At 72.8% G+C, this 26887-nt stretch carries 2 protein-coding genes (1 of these 2 only partly in view); both read right to left on the bottom strand.

Annotated elements, in window-relative coordinates; all coding sequences use genetic code 11:
• Complete coding sequence (locus tag ACWDMM_RS07655) at window positions 1–25335, bottom strand: non-ribosomal peptide synthase/polyketide synthase (protein ID WP_449936570.1); 25335 nt, start codon at window positions 25333–25335, stop codon at window positions 1–3.
• Window positions 25335–26887, bottom strand: partial view of a non-ribosomal peptide synthase/polyketide synthase gene (locus ACWDMM_RS07660; protein WP_449936572.1) — the final stretch only. Its footprint extends 16228 nt past the window's final position; the window shows 1553 of its 17781 coding nt (coding positions 16229–17781); its start codon lies off the right edge, out of view; its stop codon occupies window positions 25335–25337. Before ACWDMM_RS07660 ends, ACWDMM_RS07655 begins: the two co-directional genes overlap by 1 nt.

The raw sequence follows: 26887 nt of genomic DNA on the forward strand, positions 1-26887 counted from the left end.
CTAGGGGCGGTCGGTGTCGGCCAGCGCGGCGGTGAGGACGTGGCCGATGCGCGCCAGCGCGGATTCGGAGGTCATCCGCCAGTGCGAGGCGTGCACCGCGTGGTTGTGCACGGTGCCGTCCACGGCGTCCGCCCAGCTCGCCGCGCCCGCGGCGCCGGTGGGATCGTCCAGCGCGGCGGTGAAGTACACGAGGTTGCCCTTGTAGGGGCGGGGGCGGTAGCGCCGGATCAACTCGAGTGACCTGGCGCCCGCGCCGAGCACACGGTCGAGGCGGTCGGCGCCGAAGGAGGCGAACGGCTCGGGCAGGTCGGCGATCCTGCGGGCCAAGCGGGGCAGGTCGAGTTCGGCGTCCTGGTCGTCGGCCGCTTCGCCGAGCAACCCGCCGAGCAGGTCGGCGAGCGGCAATGCCGCTGCCGTGTCCATGGGGACGCGCAGCGAGCTGTCCATCATGGCCAGCACCGCGACCCGCTGACCCTGCTCTTGCAGCCGCACCGCGACCGCGTGCGCGAGTACGCCGCCGAGCGACCAGCCGAGCAGGTGATACGGGCCATCGGGCTGCACGGCGCGGATCTCGCGCACGTAGCGGCTCGCCCAGTCGTCGATGGATTCCGGCAGCGCCGCCGCCGAGTTCAGCACCGGCGACTGGATGCCGTACACGTCGCGGTCCTGCTCCAAGTGCGCCGCGAGACCCGCGAACGACCACGCGACACCGCCTGCCGGATGGATGCAGAACAGCGGTTCGCGCGCGCCGCCGGTCCGCAGCGGAAGCACGACGTCGAACGCGGCTGCCGCGTCCACCCGGCCGCGACCGGACCGGTGCTGCTCCAGCTGGGCGATCAGGCGGGCGGGCGTCGGCGCGGCGAACAGCCACAGCACCGGGATCTGTTCGCCGAGCGCCGCGCTCAGCCGGGCGGCCGAGCGGGTGGCCAGCAGCGAGTTGCCGCCGAGCTCGAAGAAGTTGTCGTCCAGGCCGACTCGCTCGGCGGCGAGCACTTCGGCGAAGCCCGCGCACACGGCACGCTCCAAGTCGGTACCGGGGGCGCGGAATTCCCTGGCGTGCGTTTCGGGCCGTGGCAGGGCGGCGCGGTCGACCTTGCCGTTCGCGGTGAGCGGCAAGGTCTCCAATTGCCGCAGCGCGGCGGGCACCATGTAGCTGGGCAGGACATCGGCCAGCGCGGCGCGCAACGCGCTCGGCTCGAGCCGCTGCGCGGCGGTGAAATAGCCTGCGAGCACGGCGTTCGCGCCGTCGGTGGCGTAGGCGACGACGATCGCGTCGCCGATCTCCGGCAGCGAGCGCATGGCGTGCTCGATCTCGGCGAGTTCGATGCGGTAGCCCCGGATCTTCACCTGGAAGTCGCGCCGCTCGACGTACTCGAGGTTGCCGTCGGCGGACCAGCGCACCATGTCGCCGGTGCGGTACAGGCGGGCGCCCTGCGGTCCGAACGGGTCGGCCACGAACCGCTCCGCGGTGAGCGCGGCGCCGCCGTGGTAGCCGCGAGCCAGTTGCGCGCCGCCGAGATACAGCTCGCCGGTCACCCCGGCGGGCACCGGGTGCAAACGGTCGTCGAGGACGTAGACCCGATTGCCGGATTGCGGTGTGCCGATGGGTGCCAGCGCTTGCCGGACGCCCGCGGCGGTACGGAACCGGGTCACCGACACCGCGGCCTCGGTGGGGCCGTAGAGGTTGTCGATCCTGGCCGCGGTGCGCGCCTCGGCCCGCCGCAGGGTCGCGGCGGGCAACGCCTCGCCGATGACCAGCAGCCGGCGCAGCGAACGCGGCAGGCGGCGCTCGCCGGGCGCTTCGGCCAGCATCGCCAGCAGCGAAGGCACCAGCGTCAGCGTCGTCACCGACGCGCGGCGCACCAGATCGAGCAACCCCGCCGGATCACGCTGCGCGTCCTGGGGCGCGAGCACGAGCCGGGCTCCGGTGCGCGGCGCCCACCAGTACTCCCACACCGACAGGTCGAAGGCGGCGGAGGTCAGCACCAGCACCGCGTCGTCCTGGCCGAGCGCGTACTCCGACTGCATCCAGTCCAGCTGGTGCGCGACCGCAGCGTGCGGCACCGCGACGCCCTTCGGCGCGCCGGTCGAACCGGAAGTGAAGATGACGTAGGCGGTATCGGCGGGCGAGAGCGCGGCGATCCGTTCGGCATCGCGCACCGGGCCGTCGGGCACGGTGTCGGCGACGGCCGAGATGTCGAGCACCACACTGTGCTCCGACGCCGTCGCGGGCAGCATCGGCGCCCGCGCCGAGGTGAGCACCAGCTGCGGCGCGGCGGCGGCCAGCACGCTCGCGGTGCGTTCCAGCGGATGCGCCGGATCCAGCGGCACGTACGCGCCACCGGCAGTCACCACCGCGTACATCGCGACGAGCAGGTCTACGCTGCGCGGAATGGCCAGCGCCACCAGCTTTTCCGGGCCGATGCCGCGATCGATGAGGACGCGCGCCAGGCGATTGACCCGCGCGCCGAACTCCTGGTAGGTGACCGTGACGTCGTCGTCGACGATCGCGACGGCCCCCGGCGACCGGGCCGCCCGCTCCTCGAACGCGGTGACCAGCGTGGCCGGGGCGAAGGCGAGCTCGGCCCGGTTCCAGGTGACCAGCACGCGCTCGGTCTCCGCCGGGTCCAGCAGCGCGAGATCGCCGACCGGCAGCCGCGGGTCCGCGCAGACCGCGTCCAGCAGCCGGTGCAGGCGAGTGGCGAAACCGGCCACCGTGGACTCGTCGAACAGGGCGGTGGCGTAGGTGATCGATGCCGCCATGCCCGCCGGAGTTCCGTCGGGGCCGTAACGATCGGTGACGATCAAGTGCAGGTCGAACTGAGCGACCTCGGAATCGAAATCGGCCGCGTGGGCGGTCAATCCGTCCAGGGAGAAGTCGGCCTCCGCCTGGTTGTGGAAGGAGAAGCCGACCTGGAACAGCGGGTGGCGGGCGGTGGAGCGCTCCGGGTTGAGCACCTCGACCAGACGCTCGAACGGCACGTCGGCGTGCGCGAAGGCCGCGACGTCGGCGGCGCGCACGCGAGCGAGCAGGCCGGTGAAGTCCTCGCCCGCGTCCACGCGGGCGCGCAGCACCAGCGTGTTGACGAACATGCCTACCACGTCGTCGAGTTCGGCCGCGCCGCGTCCGGCGACCGGGGTGCCCACCGCGATGTCCGAGGCGCCCGACAGGCGAGCCAGCAGCACCGTGAACGCCGCGTGCAGCACCATGAACAGCGTCGCACCGCAGGCGCGGCCGAGATCGGCCAGGCGCGTGTGCACCTCGGGCGCGATCGCGAAATCGACATGCCTGCCGCGCGTGGAGACGACGGCGGGGCGCGGCCGATCGGCGGGCAGGCTCAGTTGCGCGGGCAAACCGGCCAGCGTCTCGGTCCAGAACCGGATCTGCCGCGCCAGCGGCGAATCGGGATCGTCCTCCGCGCCGAGTGATTCGCGCTGCCACACGCTGAAATCGGTGTACTGCACCGGAAGCGGTGACCAGTCCGGGGCGACGCCGCGTTTGCGTGCGGCGTAGGCGGTCATGACATCGCGGGCCAACGGCGCCAGCGACGAGCCGTCCGCGGCGATGTGATGGACCACCACCACGAGCACGTGCTCGGTGCCCGCCGCGTCGCCGTCGACCGGAGCGAACAAGCGGGCGCGGACCGGGACGGTCTCGGTGACGTCGAAGCCGCCGCCGACGAAGTCGGCCACCGCCGCGGCCAGGTCGTCGGCCTGCACCGCGATCGGCGCGAGCACGGGCGTGCAGTCCGCGACGGGCAGGACGACCTGCACCGGGCCGGACGCGTGCAGCGGATACACGGTGCGCAGCACGTCGTGGCGGGCGACCACGTCCCCGATCGCCGCGTTCAGCGCCGCCACGTCCAGTTCGCCGGTCAGCCGCACCGCCAGCGGGATGTTGTAGGCGGTGGACTGCCGATCGAGGCGGTTGAGGAACCACATGCGCTGCTGGGCGAGCGACAGCGGCACGGGGCCGGTCACCGCGCGCCGGGTGAGCGCGGCGCGGGCGGAGGCGCCGGAGCCGTCCAGCGCGCGGGCCAGCGCTTCGACCGTCGAGTGCTCGAACACCGCACGGACGCCGACGGCGACCGAGAGCCGGTCACCGAGCCGTGCGGCCACCTGGGTGGCGGTCAGCGAGTTGCCGCCGCGGGCGAAGAAGTCGTCGTCCAGCCCGACGCCGCCGTCGAGCCCGAGCACCTCGGCGATCGTCCGCGCCACCGCCCGCTCGGTCGCGGTGCGGGGGGCGCGGAACTCGGCGGCGCGGAACTCGGGTCGCGGCAGGGCTTTCCGGTCCAGCTTGCCTACCGGGGTCAGGGGCAGCTCGTCGAGCACCAGCACGCTGCTCGGCACCATGTACCCGGCGAGCGAGCGGGCGGCATGCGCCAGCAGGTCGGCGGTGTCGATCGTGTGACCCTCCGCCGGAACCACATAGGCGACCAGCGACACCGCGCCCGCAGCGTCGGTGTGTCCGACCGTGACGGCCGTGCGCACCGTCTCGTGCGCCGCGAGCACGGCGTCGATCTCACCGAGTTCGACGCGCAGGCCGCGCACCTTCACCTGGTGGTCGGAACGCCCGACATAGCGCAGGGCGCCGGAACTGGTCCAGCGCGCCAGATCTCCGGTGCGATACAGCCGCCCGCCCTCGGGACCATAGGGATCGGCGACGAACCGGGACGCCGAAAGCCCCGGCCGCGCATGATATCCGCGGGCAAGACCGGGACCGCGCAGATACAGCTCCCCGGTGACGCCCACCGGGACGGGTCGCAATCCGCCGTCCAGCACCACGGCGGACATGCCGTGGATCGCCGTGCCGAGATCGAGCGGATCGCCGGGCCGCAGCGCCGCGCTGATCGTCGCGATGACGGTGGTCTCGGTCGGGCCGTAGGTGTTGTGGAACGACCGGCCGGGCGCCCAGCGGCGCACCGTGTCCTGGCCGTAGGACTCGCCGCCGACGGTGAGCCGCCGCAGGCAGTCCAGCTCGGCCGGGTCGAGCGTGGGCAGGACGGCCGGGGTGAGGAACGCGTGCGTCACCCGCTGATCGCGGATGAGCGCGGTGAGTTCCGCGCCGCCGTAGACACCGGGAGGCGCGATCACCAGCGCCGCCCCCGCGGAGACGGCCAGCAGCAGTTCCAGCATGGACGCGTCGAAGCTGGGCGAGGCCACGTGCAGCACGCGCGCGTCCGCGGTGACCAGGTACCGGTCCCGCTGGGCGAGGGCGACGCCGGCCAGGCCGGTGTGCGTGGCGACCACGCCCTTGGGCGTCCCGGTCGAGCCGGAGGTGTAGATCATCCAGGCCGGGTTCTCGCACCGGACGGGACGGATCTGTTCGGCGGCGGTGATCGGCGCTCCGCTGTTGCGGCGCATCCGCGCGGCGGTGGACGGGGCGTCGAGCACCAGCCAGTCGACGTCGCTGGGCAGCGCCGCGCGGCAGGTGGCGATCGTCAGGCCGAGCGCGGCGCCGGAATCGGTCAGCATGTGCGCGATCCGCTCGGCCGGATAGGTCGGGTCGACCGGGACGAACGCGGCGCCGGTCTTGGCCACCGCCCACACCGCGAGCACGGAGGTGATCGAGCGCGGCACCGCGACGGCCACCACGTCCTCGGCGCCGAGTCCGTGCCCGATCAGCATGCGCGCCAGCCGCGACGACTGCTCGTCCAGCATCCGGTAGGTCAGCTGCCGCTCGCCCGCGACCAGCGCGACCGCGCCCGGATCGACCGCGACCGCTGCGGCCAGCAGTTCGGCCAGGGTGCGCGGCGGCACCGGCGCGTCGCCGCCGCGGCCGAGCAGGTCGGCGCGCTCGGCGGGCGCGAGCAGGTCGGCGGCGGCGATCGGCGCGTCCGGGCGCGCCGTGAGCGCGCCGAGCAGTCTGCCGAACCGGCGCAGCAGAGCGCGCGCGGTGGCGCCGTCGAACAGGTCGGTGGCGTAGTCCAGCTCGACCGCGAGGTGACCGTCGGCATCCGGCTCGGCGGACACGGTGAATTGCAGGTCGAAACGGGCCACCGGCTCGTCGAATGCGACGGCGGTGAGGTCGAGACCGGGCACGGTGAAGGCGTCCGCGGCCGCGTTCGGGTAGCTCAGCGCCACGGTGAACAGCGGATGCCGCGCCGGGGAACGCTCGACGCCGAGCGAGTCCACCACCCGATCGAACGGCACGCCCGCGTGCTCGAACGCCGCGAGGTCGACGGCCCTGATCCGGGTGAGCAGTTCGGTGAAGGACTCGTCGGCGCGCACGTCGGCGCGCAGCACCACGGTGTTGACGAACATGCCGACCAGGTCGTCCAGAGCCGCGGCGCCGCGTCCGGCCACCGGAGTGCCGATCGGGACGTCGCCGGAGCCCGACAGCCGCGACAGCAGGACGGCGAGGGCGGCGTGCACCACCATGAACGGCGTCGCCTCGTGGCGCAGCGCCAGCTCGCGCACCCGCCCCGCGACGCCGCCGCCGATCCTGGCCCGCACGTTCGCGCCGCGCTTGCTCGCGATCGCCGGACGCGGACGGTCGGTGGGCAGTTCCAGCTCGCCCGGCAGATCGCGCAGCGTCTCGGCCCAATACGAGAGCTGGGGCGCGGCAGTGTTTTCCAGCTCGGCGGCCTGCCACAGGGCGTAGTCGGCGTACTGGGCGGCGAGCGCGGGCCAGGCCGGTTCCGTGCCGAGCACGCGGGAGAGATAGGCCGTCAGCAGATCGCGCAGCAGCGGACTCATCGAGTAACCGTCGGCGGCGATGTGGTGCACCACCGCGACGAGCACGTGACTGGTGGCGTGTTCCCGCAGCAGCGCCGCGCGCACCGGAACGGCGGCGGTGAGGTCGAAGCCCGCGTCGAGGAATTCGGCGATCCGGTCCTCGGCGGCGCGACCGTCCAGCGCCTCGACCGTCAAGCGCACCGCCGCGGCGTCCACGGGCAGGATCACCTGGTGACCCGCGCCGGTAGCGTCGGCCGGGTACACCGTGCGCAAGGTCTCGTGCCTGGCCACGACGTCGGCGAACGCGCCGATCATGGCGTCGGCGTTCAGTTCCCCTTCGATGCGCAGCGCGACCGGGATGTTGTGCGCGGCGGACGCCGGATCGAGCCGGTTGAGGAACCACATGCCGCGCTGGACCGGCGCGAGCGGAATCCGGTCCGGTCGCGGACCGGCCACCAAGGGCACCGCCTGTTCGGTCGCGGCGGCCTGCGCGCCGAGCAGCGCGGCCAGCGTTCCCACCGTCGGCGCTTCGAACAGCAGCCGCACCGGGACACGGCGACCGAGCCGGTCGGCCAGCCTGGCCGCGACGCGGGTGGCGCTGAGCGAGTTGCCGCCCAGGGCGAAGAAGTGGTCGTCCACACCGATCGGCCCGGCGCCGAGCACTGTTTCGAATGCCTCGGCCACCAGCCGTTCGGCCAGGGTGACGGGGGCGAGATAGGCGACGCGATCGAAGACCGGGTCCGGCAACGCTTTCCGGTCCAGTTTGCCGGAGGCGTTGAGCGGGAATGCGTCCAGCGTGACCAACGCCGAGGGGAGCATGTACGACGGCAGCGTGCGCGCGGCGGCACGCAGCACCTCGGCGTCCGGAACCACCGTTCCCGGTTCGGCGGTGACGTAACCGACCAGGTGGTCCTCGCCGGTGACGGTGGTGACCACCCGTGCCGCCGCCTGCGCCACCCCTGGCGCGGCCGCGAGCGCGGCCTCGATCTCGCCGAGCTCGACGCGCTGGCCGCGGAACTTCACCTGGAAGTCGGTGCGGCCCAGGTACACCAATTCGGCGGTGTTCCCCCGGATCTGCCAGCGCACCAGGTCGCCGGTGCGGTACATCCGCCGGCCCGGCGCGCCGAACGGGTTGGCCACGAACCGTTCCGCGGTGAGGTCCGGCCTGCCGTGATAGCCGCGCGCGAGCTGGACACCCGCGAGGTACAGCTCTCCCGCCACGCCGGGCAATGTCGGGCGCAATCGCGAATCCAGCACGTAGACCCGGCTGTTCCATTCCGGATTGCCGATCGGCACGGCGGTGTGGCCGCTGTCGCCCGTGACGTCGCGGTGGGTGATGCTCACCGCCGCTTCGGTGGGTCCGTACAGGTTGTGCAGCCGCGCGGCGCTCACCGCGCCGAATGCCCGCACGGTCTCGGCGGGCAGCGCCTCGCCGATCAGGAACACCGTCCGCAGCGACGCGAGCGCGGCGCCGCACCCTGCGGAGGCGACGTACCCGGCGAAGACGCTCAGCATCGACGGCACGAAATCGGTGACGGTGACCCGTCTTTCGCCGATCACCGAGGCGAGGTAGGCCGGGTCGCGATGGCCGTCGGGGGCGGCCAGCACGAGGGTGGCGCCGACGCGCAGCGGCAGGAAGTAGCCCCACAGCGACACGTCGAAGGTGGTCGCCGTCTTCTGCAGGTACACGTCCTCGGCGGTGAGCCCGTACCGCGCCTGCATCCAGGTCATCTGGTTGACGATCGCGGCGTGCGACACGCTGACGCCCTTGGGTTTCCCGGTGGAGCCGCTGGTGAAGATCACGTACGCCGGGTTGTCCGGGTGGATCGGCGCGCGACGCTCCTCGGCGGTGATCGGGTCGTCGGAGTAGCCGTCCAGGGCGACGGCGTCGACCAGGACGGTGACGACGGATTCGCCGACATCGATCCGGTCGGCCGTCGTGGTGAGCACGGCCGCGGGCGTGGCGGTGCCGAGAATGTGGGCGATGCGCTGGGCGGGGTGATCCGGGTCGATCGGCACGTACGCGCCGCCCGCCTTGAGCACCGCGTACATCGCGATCACCAGCTCCGGTGCGCGCCGGATCGCCAGCGCCACCAGCGTTTCCGGGCCGGCGCCCGTCGCGATCAGGTGGCGGGCCAGCCGGTTGGCGCGCCGGTCGAGTTCGCCGTAGGTCACGGTGACCGCAGACGTCGCGCTGTCGGGCACGAACACCAGCGCCGGGTCGTCCGGCGTCGCGGCGGCCTGCGCCTCGAACTCGTCGAGCAGCAGTTCGTCGGCCAGCGCGGTGTGCGCGGAGTCGTTCCACTCGGTGACCACGCGATGCAGTTCCCCCGCGCCGAACAGATCGATGTCGCCGACCAGCTGTTCCGGGTCGGCGGCGACCGCGCCGAGCAGGCGGGTGAAGCGCGCGCCGAAGGTCGCCACGGTGGCCGCGTCGAACAGGTCGGTGGCGTAGGTGAAGCGCAGCGCGTCACCGGTGACGGTGAGCTGGAGGTCGAACGGCGTGGTCTCGTAGTCGATGTCGTGCTCGGTCACGGTGACACCGGCCATGTCCAGGGTGACCGGCGCGAGATTCTGGAAGAACAGCGCGATCTGGAACAGCGGGTGCCTGGCCTGCGAGCGCGGCGGGTCCAGCACCTCGACCAAGCGCTCGAACGGCACGTCGGCGTGGGCGAAGGCGTCCAGGTCGCGTTCGCGCACCCGGCGCAGCACGGCGGCGAAGGTGTCCGAGCCGGGAACCTCCGCGCGCAGCACCAGCGTGTTGACGAACATGCCCACCAGATCGTCCAGCGCCGCGTCGCCTCGGCCCGCGACGGGCGCGCCGATCGCGATGTCGGCCGTGCCGGACAGCCTGGCCAGCAGGGTGGCCAGCGCGGCGTGCACGACCATGAACGGTGTGGCCTCGTAGCGCGCGGCCAGGTCGGCGATGCCTGCACCGATTTCCGGCGGAAGCGCCACGGTGGTGCTCGCCGCGGCGTGCGAGGCGACGGCGGGGCGCGGTCGGTCGGCGGGCAGGTCGAGCTGGGCGGGCAGTGCGCGCAGCGTCTCGCGCCAGTACGCCAGCTGGCGCGCGGCCACCGAGCCGGGGTCGTCCTCGGCGCCGAGCACCTCGCGCTGCCAGAGCGCGTAGTCGGCGTACTGCAGGTCGAGTTCGGTCCAGTCCGGGGCGGTGCGGGTCGCGCGGGCCGCGTAGGCGGCGGCGAGATCGCGGGCCAGCGGGCCCATCGAGAAGCCGTCGGCCGCGATGTGGTGCACCACCAGGGCCAGCAGGTGGTCGCGATCCGACCGCGTCACCAGGCCGATGCGCAGCGGCACCTCGGCGGTCGGGTCGAACGGGACCGCGACGAATTCGCGCAGCGCGCCGGCCTCCAGCGCTTGGATCGCGGGCACCTGATCGACGTCGAGAACGCGCTGGTAGCCGATGCCCTCGTGGTCGGGGTAGACGGTGCGCAGCGTCTCGTGCCTGGCGACCACGTCGCCGACGGCGGCGGCGAGGGTGTCCTGGTCCAGGTAGCCGGCGAGCCGCACCACCACCGCTATGTTGTGCACGGTCTCGGCGGGATCGAAGCGGTTGAGGAACCACATGCGCTGCTGCGCGGGCGAGAGCGGAACGCGCTCCGGGCGCGGCCGCGGCGCGAGCGCGGGCTTGCCGCCGGTCCCCGCGAGCCGTTCGGCGCGCGCGGCCAGCGCGGTCACCGTCGGCGCCTCGAACAGCAGGCGCACCGGGATCTCGGCGTCCAGCTCGGCGCCGAGCCGGGCGGCGACCTGGGTCGCGATCAGGGAGTTTCCGCCGAGGGCGAAGAAGTCGTCGTCCGCTCCGACCCGCTCGACGCCCAGCAGCGCCGCGACGATCCGCGCGACGGTCGCCTCGGTGCGCGTGGCCGGAGCCCGGTAACCAGCGGTCGCGACCTGCGGTGCGGGCAGCGCCGCGCGGTCCAGCTTGCCGGACGCGTTGACCGGGAACCGCTCGAGCACCACGAACGAGGTGGGCACCATATAGGCGGGCAACTCGGCGCTAAGCGCGGCGCGCACGTCATCGGTGTCGATCGCGTGGCGGTCCGACGCCACCAGGTAGGCCACGAGCCGATCGCCCAGCCGCCCGTCGGAACGGACCAGCACCACCGCCTGCGCGACCGCGTCCAGCGCCAGCAGCGCCGACTCCACCTCGCCGGGCTCGATGCGCAGGCCGCGCAGCTTCACCTGGAAGTCCGTCCGGCCCAGGTACTCCAGCTCCCCTCGGCCCGTCCAGCGGACCAGATCACCCGTGCGGTACATCCGCGCACCGGCGGGCCCGTACGGATCGGCCACGAACCGGTCGGCGGTCAGCTCCGGGCGCGCCACATACCCCTGGGCCAGTTGCGCGCCCGCGAGGTACAGCTCCCCCGCGACGCCGACGGGCACCGGCCGCATCCGGGCGTCCAGCACCAGCAGGCGGGTGTTGGCCACCGGCCTGCCGATCGGCACGGACACCACGTCCCGATCGGTCACCTCGTGATAGGTGACGTCGACGGCGGCCTCGGTAGGGCCGTACAGGTTGTGCACCCGCGCTCCGATCACCTCTCGCGCCCGCTGCGCGGCGACCGCGGGCAATGCCTCGCCCGATGCGAAGACGTTGCGCAGCGTAATGCACTTTTCTGTGTGCGGATCGGCCAGGAAAACCGCCAGCATGGCGGGTACGAAGTGCGCGATCGTGACGCGTTGCCCGACGATCAGCCGGGCCAGATACGCCGGGTCGCGATGCCCATCTGGACGTGCGACCACCAAGCGTGCGCCGAAAGCCAACGGCCAGAAAAATTCCCAGACGGAGACATCGAAGGTGGCCGGGGTCTTCTGCAGCACCACATCGTCGGCGGCCAGCGGATAGGCCGACTGCATCCAGGTGAGGCGATTCACGATCGCCGCGTGGGTGACGGCCACGCCTTTGGGGCGGCCGGTCGATCCTGAGGTGAAGATCACATACGCGGTGTGGCCGGGGGCGGGCGTGCCGAGCCGGTCGGTGGCGGTGAGCGGGTCGTCGCAGTAGCGGGACAGATCGAGCCGGTCGATGCGGACCTGCCGCGCCGCTCCCGTGTCCAGATCGAGGCCGGAGGTGAGCACACACACCGGCCTGGCGGTCGACAGCACGTACTCCAGCCGCTCGGCCGGATGGTCGGGGTCGAGCGGGACGTACGCGCCGCCCGCGACGATCACCGCGTAGACGCCGACCACCAGGTCCAGCGACCGTCGCATGCCGAGCGCGACCGGCGTGTCCGGGCCGACGCCATGGGCGGCCAGCCAGCGCGCCAGCCGCCGCGCCCGCGCCGCGAACTCGGCGTAGGACAGGGTGCGCCCCTCCACCGTCACCGCCGGCGCGTCCGGAGTCCTGGCCACCTGGGCTTCGAACAGCGAGATCAGCGTGGCGGCCGGGTCGACGGGGACCGCGGTGTCGTTCCAGTGGTCGAGCACCAGCGCCCGTTCGGCGTCGTCCATGAGTTCGAGGTCGCCGACGCGCGCCGACGGGTCGGCCACCGCGGCCCGCAGCACGCGCGTGAAACGAGCCCCGAACGTCTCGACGGTGGCACGGTCGAACAGGTCCGTGGCGTATCGCAGCACGCCGCGCAGCGCGTAGCCGGTCTCGACGCGGTGTTCGGTCAGTTCCACCGCCAAGTCGAACTGCGCGACGCGGTTGTCCAGCGGATAGGCCGACACCGTCAGACCGGGCAGGCGCAGCACGGTGTCGTCGTGCTGCTCGAAGGTGAGCAACGTCTGCACCAGCGGCGAATGCGCTTGCGAGCGCACCGGGTTCAGCTCCTCGACCAGACGCTCGAACGGCAGGTCGGCGTGGGCGAAGGCCCGCACGTCGACCTCGCGCACCCGGCCGAGCAACGCGGCGAACGACGCGTCCGCCGCGATCGGCGTGCGCAGCACCAGGGTGTTGACGAACATGCCGACGAGGTCGTCGAGTTCGGCCTCGCCTCGGCCCGCGACGGGAGTGCCGATCGCGACATCGCCGACCCCGGTGAGGCGGGCGAGCAGCGCGGCGTAGGCCGCGTGCAGCACCATGAACGTCGAGACGCCGTGCCGACGGGCGAGTTCGGCGATCGAGCCGGTGAGATCGGCGGGGATCGCGAACTCGACGGTGGCGCCGCGCCCAGAGGCCACCGCTGGGCGGGGACGGTCGGCGGGCAGTTCCAGCACCGGCGCGAGTCCGTCGAGTTCGGCTCTCCAGTAGGCGATCTGGCGCGACAGCGGCGAATCCGGGTCGTCGGCGGAACCGAGCGCCTCGCGCTGCCAAAGGGTGAAGTCGGCGTACTGCACGGGCAGCGGCGGCCACGACGGCGCATCACCCGCGACGCGCGCGGTGTAGGCCGTCATGAGGTCGCGGGCCAGCGGCGCGGTGGAGACGCCGTCGGCGGCGATGTGGTGCACCACCACGGCAAGCACATGATCTTCGGGAGCGACGCGGAACAGGCTCGCGCGCACCGGAACAGCGCTGCGCAGGTCGAAACTCGCGCCGATCGCCGTGAGCACCGCCTCCCGCAGGTTCGGCTCGTCCACCTCGATCGGCGGCAACGGCAGTTCGGGCACATCCGCGCCGCCGCGAACGACCTGGGCGGGCCCGTCGGCATCCGCGGGGAAGACGGTGCGCAGCGATTCGTGCCGCTCGATCACGTCGCGCACGGCCGCGCGCAATGCCGCGAGGTCCAACGCGCCGGTGAGCCGGATGGTGATCGGGATGTGGTAGACCGCCGAGTCGGGATCGAGCCGGTGCAGCAGCCACATCCGGGTCTGCGCCAGCGACAACGGGATGCGCTCGGGCCGCTCTCGCGGAACGAGCGCGGGCCGGTCGACGTCCACCCGTTCCGATCCCGTCACTCGCGAGGCCAGCCCGGCGACGGTCGGCGTTTCGAACACCTCGCGCACGGTCAGCGCGCACCCGAAAGCCGCGTTGACCCGCGCGATCAGCCGCATGGCCAGCAGCGAATTCCCGCCGCGGGCGAAGAAGTCGTCGTCCGCGCCGACCCGCTCCGCGCCGGTCAGGTCGGTGACCAGCGTGGCGAGCACCGCCTCGGTCCCCTCCCGCGGCGCGCGGAACGCCCCCGTCGCGGCGGTGAACTCGACGGCGGGCAGCGCCGACCGATCGAGTTTGCCCACCGTGGTCAACGGCATCTCGTCGAGCACGGCGATGTGCGCGGGCACCATGTAGGCGGGCAGCTGGGCCCGCGCCGCGCCGAGCACCGCCTCGGGCGTCAGGCCCGCACCGGTGACGTAACCGACGAGACATTCCTGTCCCGCGCCGTCGCGGGTGACGAGCACCGCCGCGTTGGTCACGCCGGTCGCGGCGGCGAGGACGGCCTCGATCTCGCCCAGCTCGATCCGCTGGCCGCGCAACTTCACCTGGAAGTCGTTGCGGCCCAGATACACCAGATCGCCGTCGCGGTTCCAGCGCGCCAGGTCGCCGGTCCGGTACATCATTCGGCCGGGCACCCCGAACGGATCGGCGACGAATCGTTGCGCGGTCAGCCCTGGGCGGGCGTGGTAGCCGCGCGCCAACTGGTCACCCGCGAGATACAGCTCGCCGGTGACGCCGATCGGCACCGGGCGCAGCCGGGCGTCCAGCACGTAGGCCCTGGTGTTCCAACACGGGCGGCCGATGGCCACGTCCCGCCCGGATTCGGCGTCGGCGTCGGTGAATTCGTGGTAGATCGCCGAGATCGCGGCCTCGGTCGGACCGTAGGCGTTGTGCACCGCGCCGTCGAAACTGCCGCGCAGCGCGGCGAGCAGGTCCGGAGTGAGCGCCTCGCCGCCGCAGTGCAGGTGCCGGAACGACCGCAGCGCGTCGCCCATGCCCTCGCCGAGCAGCGCGGCCAGCACCGAGGGCACGTACTCCGCGATGGTGATCCGGTGTTCGCGCAGCAGATCCGCGAAGTAGGCCAGGTCCAGGTGCCCGCCGGGCCTTGCGAGCACCAGCGGCGCGCCGACCGCGATCGGTAGGAAGCACTCCCACACCGACACGTCGAAGGTCAGCGGGGCCCGTTGCAGGATGCGGTCGGACGCGGTGACCTGGTAGCGGAATTCCAGCCAGCGCAGTTGGTTGGTGATCGCGCGGTGGGTGACCGCGACGCCCTTGGGCCGTCCGGTGGAGCCGGAGGTGAACAACACATAGGCGGTGTTGTCCGGGTGCAGCGCGGCCGTCCGCTCGGCATCGGCCACCGGTCCGTCGGCGATGTCGTCGAGGTCGAGATCGGCGAGATCGAGCACGGGCACCCCGTCGAGCGCGGGCAGCCTCGCCCCACCGGCCGTCAGGATCAGCCGCGGCGCCGCGCTCGCGACGACCTGCGCCGAGCGGTCGGCCGGATGCGCCGGATCGATCGGCAGATACGCCGCCCCCGCGCGCACGATCGCGTACATCGCCACGAGCATGTCGATCGAGCGCGCCGCGGCCAGCCCGACGATGTCCTCCGGGCCGGCACCGGCGTGAATCAGCCTGCGGGCCAAGCGGTTGACGCGGGAGGCGAACTCGGCGTAGGTCACCGCTTCGTTCTCGTAGCGCACGCCGACGCGGTCGGGCGTGGCCGCGACGCGGGCGGTGAGCAGGTCGTCGAGCGTCTCGGCGGGCAGCGGGTGCGCGGTGGCGTTGCGATCCGACAGCAGCAGGCCGCGTTCGGCCGGCGACATCAGCTCGACCGCGCCGACCGGGATGCGGGCGTCGCGCGCCATGGCGCGCAATACCCGTTCGAAGGCGGCGATGAACCCGGCGACGGTCGGTTCGTCGAACAGGTCGAGCGCGTAGTGCAGGTGCACGTCGATGCCGTCGGGCGCGCCGTCGGCGGTGTAGCGGTCGGTCAGCGTCCAGTCCAGGTCGAGCTGGATCGGCGCGGCGCCCACCTCCAGCGCCGCGATGGCCAGCCGGTGCAGCCGGAACTCCGGCGCGGTCTGGTTCTGCAAGGTCAGCGCGACCTGATACAGCGGGGCGTGCGCCTGCGAGCGGACCGGGTTCACCGCCTCGACCAGCTGCTCGAACGGCACCGCGGCGTGGTCGAAGGCGGCCAGGTCGGCCGCGCGCACCGACTCCAGCAACTCGGCCAGGGTCGCACCCGGATCGACCTCGGTGCGCAGCACCAGCGTGTTGACGAACATGCCGACCAGCTCGTCCAGCGCTTCCTCGCCGCGGCCGGCGACCGGAGCGCCGATGACGACGTCGCGGCCCGCGCCGTAGCGGCTCAGCAGCACGGCCAGCGCGGTGTGCAGCACCATGAACGGGGTCGCGCGGTGGGCGGCGGCGAGTTCCTGGATCCGCTCGTGCAGGGCGGCGTCGAGCCGTGCGGTCAGCGCGCCGCCCCGGTTGGTGGCGACCGCGGGGCGGGGCCGGTCGGACGGGAGCGTCAGCACGTCGGGCAGCCCGGCCAGCCGCTCGGTCCAGTAGGCCAGCTGACCTGCCAGCGCCGAAGCCGGATCGTCGGCGGAGCCGAGCGCGGCGCGCTGCCAGATCGCGAAGTCGGCGTACTGCACCGGCAGCGCCCCCGGCGCCGGAGCCGTGCCCGCGCACCGCGCGACGTAAGCGTTGGCCAGGTCCCGGGTGAGCGGCGCGAACGACCACCCGTCGGCGGCGATGTGGTGCACGACGAACAGCAGGACGTGCACTCGATGTGCGCCTGCGGCCGCGTCGTCCTCCACCCGCAGCAGCCGCACGCGCAGCGGCACCTCGGCGGTCACGTCGAACCCGGCTCGCGCCGCGGCGGCGACGATTTCCGGCACCTGCGCGGCGGGCACCGGCCGTGCGACCAGTTCGACCAGCTTGGTCCCGGCGGGGAGCACCAGCTGCGTCGCGCCGCCGTCGTGTTCGGGGTAGATCGTGCGCAGGGTTTCGTGCCGGGCGATCACGTCGGCGATCGCCGCCTCCAGGGCGGGCACGTTCAGCGCTCCCGTAAGGCGCAACGCGAACGGGATGTTGTACGCGCCGCTGGTGGTGTCGAACCTGTTCAGGAACCACATGCGCTGCTGGGCGATCGACAGCGGGATGGACCCGCCGCGCTCCTGCGGGGTGAGCGGCGGTAACGCGACGGGCCCGGTCTCGGCCGGAGCGTCGACGGTGATCCGCCGCGCCAGCGCCCGCACCGTCGGCGCGTCGAAGATCGTGCGTACCGCCACCTCGGCCCCGGTGGCCTTGCCCAGCCGGGCGGCGAGCTGGGTGGCGCTGAGCGAGTTGCCGCCCAGGGCGAAGAAATCGTCGTCCGCTCCGACCTCGGAGCTGCCGAGCAGGGCCGAGAACGTGGCGGCGACCAGCTTTTCCGCTTCCCCGCTCGGCTCCTCGAACGCCGCGGCGGCGACGGTGGGCGCGGGCAGCGCCGATCGGTCCAGCTTGCCGGACGCGTTCACGGGGAACCGGTCCAGCACCACGACCTCTCGCGGCACCATATAGCCGGGAAGCCGCTGGGCCACCGCGTCACGCACCGCCGTCACATCGACCGGCCCGTCCGTCACCACGTAGGCGACCAGGCGCTCGCCCACGCCGCGATCGTCGCGGACCAGGACGACGGCCTGCGTCACGCCCGGCGTCGCGAGCAGCACCGACTCGATCTCGCCGAGTTCGACGCGCAGGCCGCGGATCTTGACCTGGAAGTCGCTGCGACCCAGGAACTCCAGCTCGCCCGTCGCGGTCCACCGCACCAGGTCGCCGGTGCGGTACATCCGTTCGCCGGGCGGGCCGAACGGGTCGGCGACGAACCGGTCGCCGGTGAGGTCGGGGCGGCCCAGATAGCCGCGCGCCAGTTGCACGCCCGCGAGGTACAACTCCCCCGGCACACCAGCGGGCACCGGCCGCAGCCGCGCGTCGAGCACATAGGTTCTGGTGTTCCAGATCGGCACGCCCATCGGCACGGTCTCGAAGTCGGTGTCGCGCACTTCGTGGAAGGTCACCTCCACCGCGGCTTCCGTGGGGCCGTAGCCGTTGTGCACCCGCGCACCGGTTTCGCGCATCCGCTGGGCGACGCCGACGGGCAGCGCCTCGCCGGAGCAGAACACCTCGCGCAGCGACGGCACGTCGAACTCGCCCGCGACGAAGACGGCCAGCATGGACGGCACGAAATGCGCGGCGGTGACGCCCTCGGCGCGGATGACGCGCGCCAGGTACGCCGGGTCGCGATGCCCATCCGGCCGTGCCAGCACCATGCGCGCGCCGACCTGCAACGGCCAGAAGAACTCCGGCACCGACACGTCGAAGGTGGCGGGCGTCTTCTGCAACAGCACATCCCCCGGCCCGAGCGGTGCATACGCCGACTGCATCCAGCGCAACCGGTTCACGATGCCCCGGTGGCTCATCGCGACGCCCTTCGGCTTGCCCGTCGAGCCGGAGGTGAACAGCACGTAGGCGGTGTCGGCCGCGCGCAGCGGAGCGCGCCGGTCGGCATCGGTGAGCGGGGTGTCCGGGTAGCCGGACAGGTCCAGCCGGTCGATCCGCGTCTCGGGCAGGCCGCAGTTCAGGTCCGAGCCCGCCGTCAGCACACACACCGGCGCGGCGGTGGCGAGGATGTCGGCGGTGCGTTCGGCCGGGTGGTCGGGGTCGAGCGGCACGTATCCGCCGCCCGCGACGGTCACCGCGTACATGCCGATCACCAGGTCGACAGATCGGCGCATACCCAGCGCCACCAGCGTTTCCGGGCCGACACCCTGCGCGACGAGCCACCGCGCCAGGCGGTTGACCCGGCCCGCGAATTCGGCGTACGTCAGCGTCGCGGAGCGATTGGTCGCGGGGTCGTAGTCGGACGACGGGCGAGCAGGGGGCGCGGAGCCACCCAGCGCACCACGGTCCTCTGGCGACAGATGGGCCAGCGGCGCGGAGCCACCCACCTGGGCGCGGTCGTCGGGCGACAGCTGGGACGGGGTCGTCGCCTCGAAAGTGATGGCGGGCGCGTCCGGTGTGCGGGCGACCTGGTCGGCGAACAGTGAAGCGAGCGTGTCGGAGTCGGGCAAGGGGTGCGCGGTGTCGTTCCACTCCCGCAGTACGCGAGCGCGTTCGGCGTCCGACAGCAATTCGATGTCACCGATCCGCGCGGCGGCGTCGGCCACGACGGCGGCCAGCATCCGCTGGAAGCGCTCGGTGTAGGACTCGGCCGTCGCGGCGTCGAACAGATCGGTCGCGTAGCGCAAGGCGCCCGAAAGCCCCGCGGAATTCCCGTTTTCCGCGATAACCAGGTGCAGGTCGAATTTCGCTCCGGTATCGGGGATCTCGACCGGGCGCACCGACAGCCACGGCACCTCCACCGTGTCGAACGCGGGCGTCGCGCTCTCGAAACTGAACATCACCTGGAACAGCGGGTGCGCGCCCGATGAGCGATCCACCGCCATGGCGTCCACCAGGCGCTCGAACGGCAGGTCGGCGTTGGCGAACGCGGCCAGGTCCGCGTCGCGCACCTCGGTCAGCAGCGCGGCGAACGAGGCGTCGGCGCAAACCCGGGTGCGCAGGGCGAGGGTGTTGACGAACATGCCCACGAGGCCGTCGAGCACCCGCTCCCCGCGTCCGCCGACGGGCGAGCCGATCACGATGTCGGAGCTGCCGCTGAGCCGGGCCAGCGTGGCGGCGAAGGCCGCGTGCAGTGTCATGAACAGCGTCGCGCCGCCGCGCCGGGCCAGCGCACGTAAGCCCGCCGCCACCTCGGGCTCGATCACGAACTCGACGGCCGCCCCCTCGTGCGAAGGGATGGCGGGGCGCGGATGATCGGCCGGGAGGGGCAGTTGCGCGGGCGCGCCGTCGAGCACGTCGCGCCAGAAACGCAACTGCTGAGCGGCGAGGTCGCCGGGAACGTCCTCGGCGCCGAGCAGTTCCCGGTGCCAGAGGCTGTAGTCGGCGTATTGCACCGGCAGCGGCTCCCAGTCCGGCCGTCCGCCGGTCAGGCGCGCTCGGTAGGCCCGCACCAGATCGGTGACCAGCGGGACCATCGACATGGCATCGGCCGCGATGTGGTGCACGACGAACACCAGCAGGTATTCGTCGCCGGTGCGGCCGCGCGCCTCGTCCACCCGGTCCACCGCGAGCAACGCGACCCGGCAGGGCAACTCGGCGGTCACGTCGAATCCGGCGCGGACGATGCCTGCCACGGCGTCCTCCGCCGCGCGGCGGTCGATCGGCACCGGGTGCAGGCTCAGACCGATGTCGGCGGCGTCGCGAACGGACTGGCACGGGCCCTCGTCGGTGTCGGGATAGGTGGTGCGCAGCGTCTCGTGCCTGGCCAGCACGTCGAGCACGGCGCGCTCGAGCGCGGTCACGTCGAGACGGCCGGTCAGCCGCAGCACGATCGGCAGGTTGTAGACGCTGTCGGCGCCGTCCTGGCTCTCGACGCGGTTGAGGAACCACAGGCGCTGCTGCGCTGGCGAGAGCGGCACCCGCTCCGGCCGTGGGCGGCGCGCCAGGGGAAGTCGCGCTGCCCCGGTGTCGCCGAGCCGCTCGACGGCGGCGGCGAAGCCCTCCACCGTCGGCGCGTCGAACAGCGCGCGCACCGGCACGCGCACGCCCGCCGCCTCGCCGGTGCGTGCGCTGACCCGCGTGGCGTCCAGCGAACTGCCGCCGAGAGCGAAGAAGTCGTCGTCGAGCCCGGCCCGTTCGACCCGCAACACCTCCGCGAACACGGCGGCGACCAGACGTTGCGCTGCGCTCACCGGCGGACGGAAGCGCTCGGCCGCGAGCACGGGCGCGGGCAGCGCCGCGCGATCGAGCTTGCCGCTGGTGTTGCGGGGGAGCTCGTCCAGCTCGACCAACGCGGTCGGCACCATGTAGCGGGGTATACGTTGAGCTACAGCGCCTTTCACCACGTCGAGATCGAGCGCCGCACCTGGTGCCTGGATCACATAGCCCGCCAGGAACTCGCCCGCCGGCCCGGTGACCAGCCGCGCCGCCGCCTGACCGACCCCGTCCGCCGCCAGCAGCGCGGCCTCGATCTCGGCGAACTCGATGCGCTGGCCGCGGAATTTCACCTGGAAGTCGGTGCGCCCCAGATAGATCAACTCGCCGTCACGGCTCCAGCGCACCAGGTCGCCGGTGCGGTACATGCGCGCGCCCGGCGCGCCGAAGGGGTTGGCGACGAAACGGTCAGCGGTGAGGTCAACGCGGCCGTGGTAGCCGCGCGCCAGCTGCGCTCCGGCCAGGTACAGCTCGCCCGGCACACCGATCGGCGCGGGCCGCAACCGGCCGTCCAGCACATAGACCTGCGAATTCCACTCCGGCTCGCCGATCGGCACCTGCGGCGAGTCCAGCTCGGTGACCTCGCGATTGGTGATCGACACCGCCGCCTCGGTAGGGCCGTAGAGGTTGTGCAACCCCGCGCCGCACACCCGCCGGAACGCCGCGACCGTCTCCGGCGACAGCGCCTCGCCGATGACGAACACCTCGCGCAGCGAGTCCAGTTCGCCCGGCTCGGCGTGCGCGGCGAACACCGCGAGCATCGACGGCACGAAGTCGGTGAGCGTGACGCGATGGCGGGCGACGGTTTCGGCGAGATAGCGCGGATCGCGGTGCCCGTCCGGCGCGGCCAGCAGCAGGGTCGCGCCCGCCCGCAACGGCAGGAAGTAACCCCACAGCGAGACGTCGAAAGTGCTCGCGGTCTTCTGCAAGTAGACATCGCCGGTACGCGGACCGTACTCCGCGTGCATCCAGGCCAGCTGGTTGGCGATGGCCTGGTGGCTGACCGCCACGCCCTTCGGTTTGCCCGTCGACCCTGAGGTGAAGATCACGTAGGCGGGGTGCTGCGGGTGCAGCGTGCCGTGGCGTTCGCGGGCGCCGATCTTGCCGGAGGGATACGCGGAGAGATCGAGTTCATCGAGGTGATACACCGGCGCGGCAGTTGTCGCGGGCAAGGCGAACCGACTGGTGGTCAGTACCGCGTGCGGGCGCGCGATGGCGAGGATGTGGCCGATGCGTTCGGCCGGGTGCGCGGGGTCCACCGGAACGTACGCGCCGCCCGCCCGCGCCACCGCGTACATGGCGACGACCAGCTCGACCGAGCGCGGCAAGGCCAGCACGACCAGCGCTTCCGGCCCCACGCCGATGCCGATGAGCATCCTGGCCAGCCGGTCGGCGCGGTCGGACAGCTCGGCGTAGGTGAGCTGTTCGCCGTCGGCGACCACCGCGACGGCATCCGGGGTGCGGCGCGCCTGCGCGTCGAAACCCTCGTGCAGGAAGCGATCGGGCACCTTGTGTCCGCTGGCGTTCCAGCTCGCGGTGACGTAGTCGAGTTCGCCCGCGTCCAGCAGCGGCAGGTCGCCCACCGGCGCGTCCGGGTCGTCGACGGCCGCGCTCAGCAGCCGGATGAACTTCGCGGCGAACTCCCGCACCGTCGGCGCGTCGAACAGGTCGGTGGCGTAGGTGAATTCGGCGCGGTAGCCGTCGGCGGCGTCCGAGATCGTGAGCTGGAGGTCGAACTTCGCGAAACCGGAGTCGAAGTCGGCCTGCTCGGTGTCGAGACCGGCCATGTTCAGCGCGATCGGCCCGATGTTCTGCATGAACAGCGCGACCTGGAACAGCGGATGCCGGGCGGCCGAACGCGGCGGGTTCAGCGCCTCCACCAATTGCTCGAACGGGATGTCGGCATGGGCGAAGGCGCGCAGATCGCGGTCGGCGGCGTGGGCGACCAGGTCTGCGAAGCCGAGCGCCGCGTCCACCTCGGTGCGCAGCACGAGGGTGTTGACGAACATGCCGACCAGGTCGTCCAGCGCGGCCTCGCCCCGGCCCGCGACGGGCGTGCCGATCGCGATGTCCGCGGTGCCCGACAGCCGGGCCAGCAGTGCGGCCAGCGCCGCGTGCAGCACCATGAACGGCGTCGCGCGCACCCGTGCCGCCAGCGCCTCGACACCGCAGCGCAGCGTGGCGTCGACGGCGAACTCATAGGTGGCGCCCCGGTACGAGGACGCGGCCGGACGCGGCCGATCGGCGGGCAGATCCAGTTGCGCGGGCAGTCCGGCCAGTTCGGCGCGCCAGAAGGCGAGTTGCCGCGCCGCAACGGAATCGGCGTCGGTCTCCGCACCGAGGACCCGTTGCTGCCACAGCGCGTAGTCGGCGTACTGCACGGGCAGCGGAGCCCACTGCGGGCCGCGGCCGTCCCGGCGCGCGGCATAGGCGGTGGCCAGGTCGCGCATCAGCGGCCCGAGCGAGAAGCCGTCGGCCGCGATGTGGTGGATGACGAGCACGAGCGTGTGGTCCTCGGGCCCGCAGCGCAGCAGGCGCACCCGTACCGGGATCTCCTCGGCGACGTCGAAGCCTTGCGCCGCCGCCCGGCGGATCGCGGCGGCCAACCGCTCCTGCGGCACTTCGGCGGGCGACAGGTCGAACACCGCGTGCACCCGCCGCACCGATTGCGCGGGCCCGTCGGTGGTCTGCGGATACACGGTGCGCAGCACTTCGTGCCTCGCCACCAGATCGGTGATCGCCGCCGACAGCGCCGCGACGTCCAGCGGGCCGCGCAGGCGCAGCGCCACCGGGATGTTGTCCACGGCGGCGGCGCCCAGGTCGCGGGACTGCTCGGTGTCGGCGTCGAACCGGTTGAGCAACCACATGCGCCGCTGCGCTGGCGAGAGCGGAATCCGCTCCGGGCGCGGACCGGCCACCAGCGGCGGACGCGGCGCGACCGGACGCGCCGACGCGGCCACCGCGGCCACGGTCGGACGGTCGAAGAAATCGCGCACGTCCACGGTCGCGCCGATGGCCGCGGCGATCCGGGCGATGGCGCGGGCGGCGAGCAGCGAATTGCCGCCGATGGCGAAGAAATCGTCGTCCGCGCCCACCCGCGGCAGGTCGAGCAGCTCGGCGAAGACCGCGGCGACCGCCGCCTCCGCTTCGGTTTCCGGCGCGCGATAGGCCGGTGCGCGCGAGCCGAATTCCGGTTCGGGCAACGCCCTGCGATCCAGCTTGCCGTTGGCGTTCAAGGGCATCGCCGCCAGCGGGACGAGCAGCGACGGCACCATGTACTCGGGCAGTTCGCGGCGGACGGAGTCCAGTACCTCGGCGGTCACGACCCCCGCACCGACCACGTAACCGACCAGGTGATCGCCGCTCGCATGCCGGTGCAGCAGCACCGCCGCCTGGGTGACGCGCGGATGACGCAGCAGCGCCGCCTCCACCTCGCCGAGTTCGATCCGCAGGCCGCGCAACTTCACCTGGAAGTCGGTGCGGCCCAGGTACTCCAGTTCGTCGGGCCCGCCTTCCGCACCGGGCGCCCAGCGCACCAGATCGCCGGTGCGGTACATCCGCTCCCCGGCCGGTCCCTCCGGGTTGGCCACGAAACGCTCGGCGGTCAGACCGGGGCGGGCGACGTAACCGCGGGCCAGTTGCACGCCCGCCAGGTACAGCTCGCCGGCGACGCCGCGCGCCACCGGGCGCAGGCTGTCGTCGAGCACCAGCAGTTCCGTGTCGTCGGCGGCGACGCCGATCGGCACGCCCGTCACGTCAGCGCCGGTCACCTCGTGCCCGGTCACGTCGACCGCCGCCTCGGTGGGCCCGTACAGGTTGTGCAGCGTCGCGCCGCAGACGTCGCGGAAGGCCGCGGCGGTGGCGGCCGGAAGCGCCTCGCCCGAGGCGAAGACCAACCGCAGCGAGTCCACCGCCGCCGCCCCCGGCTCGGCGACGAAGACCGCGAGCATGGACGGCACGAAATGCGCTACCGTGACACCACGTTCGGCGATCACGCGCGCCAGGTACGCCGGATCGCGATGACCGTCCGGCTGCGCGACGACCAGCCGGGCGCCGACCTGCAACGGCCAGAAGAACTCCCACACCGACACGTCGAAGGTGAACGGCGTTTTCTGCAACACCACGTCGTCGGCGCGCAACCGGTAGATCCGTTGCCGCCAGCGCAGATTCGCCACGATCGCGCGGTGCGACACGGCGACGCCCTTCGGCCTGCCGGTCGACCCGGAGGTGAAGAGCACATAGGCGAGGTCGTCGGCCGACCGGGCGACCTCGGGTGCCTCAGACGTCGGCGCGCCCGCGAATTCGTCGATCCGCAGCGTCGCGACCGTGCGGCCGAAGTCGGGTTCGTCGCGCGTGGTGGTGAGCACGAGCACCGGTTCGGCGACGGCGAGTACGTACGCGATGCGATCGGCCGGATGGTCCGGGTCGATCGGCACATACGCGCCGCCCGCCCGCAGGATCGCGTACATGCCCACCAGCAGGTCGATCGACCGCCGGACGGCCAAACCCACCAGCGTGTCCCGCCGGACCCCGAGTTCGACCAGGCGGTGGGCAAGCGCGTTCACCCGCCCGTGGAACTCGGCGTAGGTGAGGGCGCCGCCCCCGTATTCGACGGCGATCGCGTCGGGGGTCCGCGCCACCTGCTCTTCGAACAGGCTCACCAACGTCTCGACCGGCGCGGCGGCGACCGGAAGGCCGGGCGCGATCGCGAGCGCGTCGCCGAGCAGCGCGTCCAGCACCGCGCCGAGCGCGCCGTCACCGGATTCCAGCAGCGCGGGCAGGAGACCGGAGATCACCACCGGGACCAGCGCGTCCGCGCCCACCCCCGCGCCCATGGCGTCGGACAGCGCCGCGAGTTCGGCGGCCAGCTCCGCGTAGGTGACGGTGCGTTCCCCGTGCCGCAGCGCCACCCGCCCCGGCGCCGACCCGGCGACGGTCGCGATGAGACCGGGCAGGTCCTCGATGCCGTAGCCGCGGCGCACGGCGTCTGCGTGGGTCATCAGCGGTTTCCTTCCGAATCGATGGCCGCCGCCGAGTCGGCGAGCAGTGCCTCGGCGGCGGCGGGCAGGGTCCGCAGCAAGGCCGCGAGACCGCTGCCGCCGAGGGCGGCGAGCAGGCCGGGCACCAGCCCGGCGAGCGAGACATGGATCATGGCTTCGGGTTTGGCCGCCGCGCCCATCGCTTTGGCGACGGTCGCGAGCTTGGCGTCGAGTTCGCCGAAGGAGATGCGCCGGTCACCGTGCTCGAACGCGATGGCGGCGGGGTCCGCCTGCGCCGCCCGGGCGATCAGCGCGGGCAGTTCCGCCATCGACGCGGCGGGCCGGGGCAGCCGTTCGGCCGCGGATCGGATGTCGATCGCGCGCACGGCCACCGCCGGATCCGCGGCGGCCGTCTCCAGCACCCGCAGCAGCCGGTCTCCGAAGGCGTGCGCCGTCGGCTCGTCGAAGATGTCGGTCGCATAGCCGACGCGCAGTTCCAGACCGGCCCGTGCGCCGTCGGCGGCGAAGCGCTCCAGCACGGTCACCTGCAAGTCGAATTTCGCCTCCGCCGGCGAGAGATCGATCGCCTCCACCGCCAGTCCGGGCAGCTCCACCGCCGCGCGTGGCAGGTTCTGGAAGGTGAGCAGCACCTGGCACAGCGGCGCGTGCGAGCCGGAACGGGTGACGCCGAGCGCCTCGACCACCTGATCGAACGGGGCGTCGGCGTGCGAGAACGCCGCCAGGTCCCGCCGGGTGACCTGCCGCAGCAGCTCGCCGAAACTCGCCCTCGGGTCGAGCTCGGTGCGCAACGCCACGGTGTTGACGAACATGCCGACCAGCTCGTCCAGCTCGCGGACTCCGCGCCCGGCGACCGGTACGCCGACCGTGACCTCCCCCGCGCCGGACAGTTTCGCCAGCAGCACCGCGAGCGCGCTGTGCACGAGGGTGAACAGTGTGCCGCCGTGTTCGCGGGCCAGTCGCCCCAGGCGGGCGGTGCGCTCGGCGTCGATCACGCGGGCAACGCTCGCCCCCCGCGTGTTCCGTCGGGCCGGTCGCGGGCGATCGGTGGGCAGGGCGAGCAGTTCCGGGGCACCGGCCAATTCGGCGCGCCAGAAGGATAGTTGGCGCGTCAGCAGGCTGTCCGGGTCGGCGGCGTCGCCGAGCAGCTCGTGCTGCCAGCGGCTGTAGTCGCGGTACCGGATGGCGAGGGGCGCCCAGTCCGGGGCGTGCCCGGCGGATCTGGCCAGGTAGGCGCGTACCAGATCGGCGGTCAGCGGCGCGATCGAGTACCCGTCCGCGCCGATGTGGTGCAGCACGACCACCAGGACGTATTCGTCGGCGGCGGTGGCGAGCAGGGCGGCGCGCACCGGAGGCGCGGCGGCGAGGTCGAAGCCGAGTGACACCAATTCCGCTATGCGCGAGTCGAGTTCGGCGACCGTCACCGGAATAGGCGTCAGCTCGACCGGGGACGCGGGCACGACCTCCTGGACCGGTCCGGCATCGGTGTCGGGGTATCTGGTGCGCAAGGTCTCGTGCCGCTCGAGCACATCGCCGAGCGCCGCCGTCAGCGCCG

Source organism: Nocardia sp. NPDC003726 (assembly GCF_053586955.1).

Excerpts from the sequence above, each read along its gene's own strand:
- ACWDMM_RS07655 (WP_449936570.1), bottom strand. The coding sequence starts at position 25,335 with ATGACCCACGCAGACGCCGTGCGCCGCGGCTACGGCATCGAGGACCTG.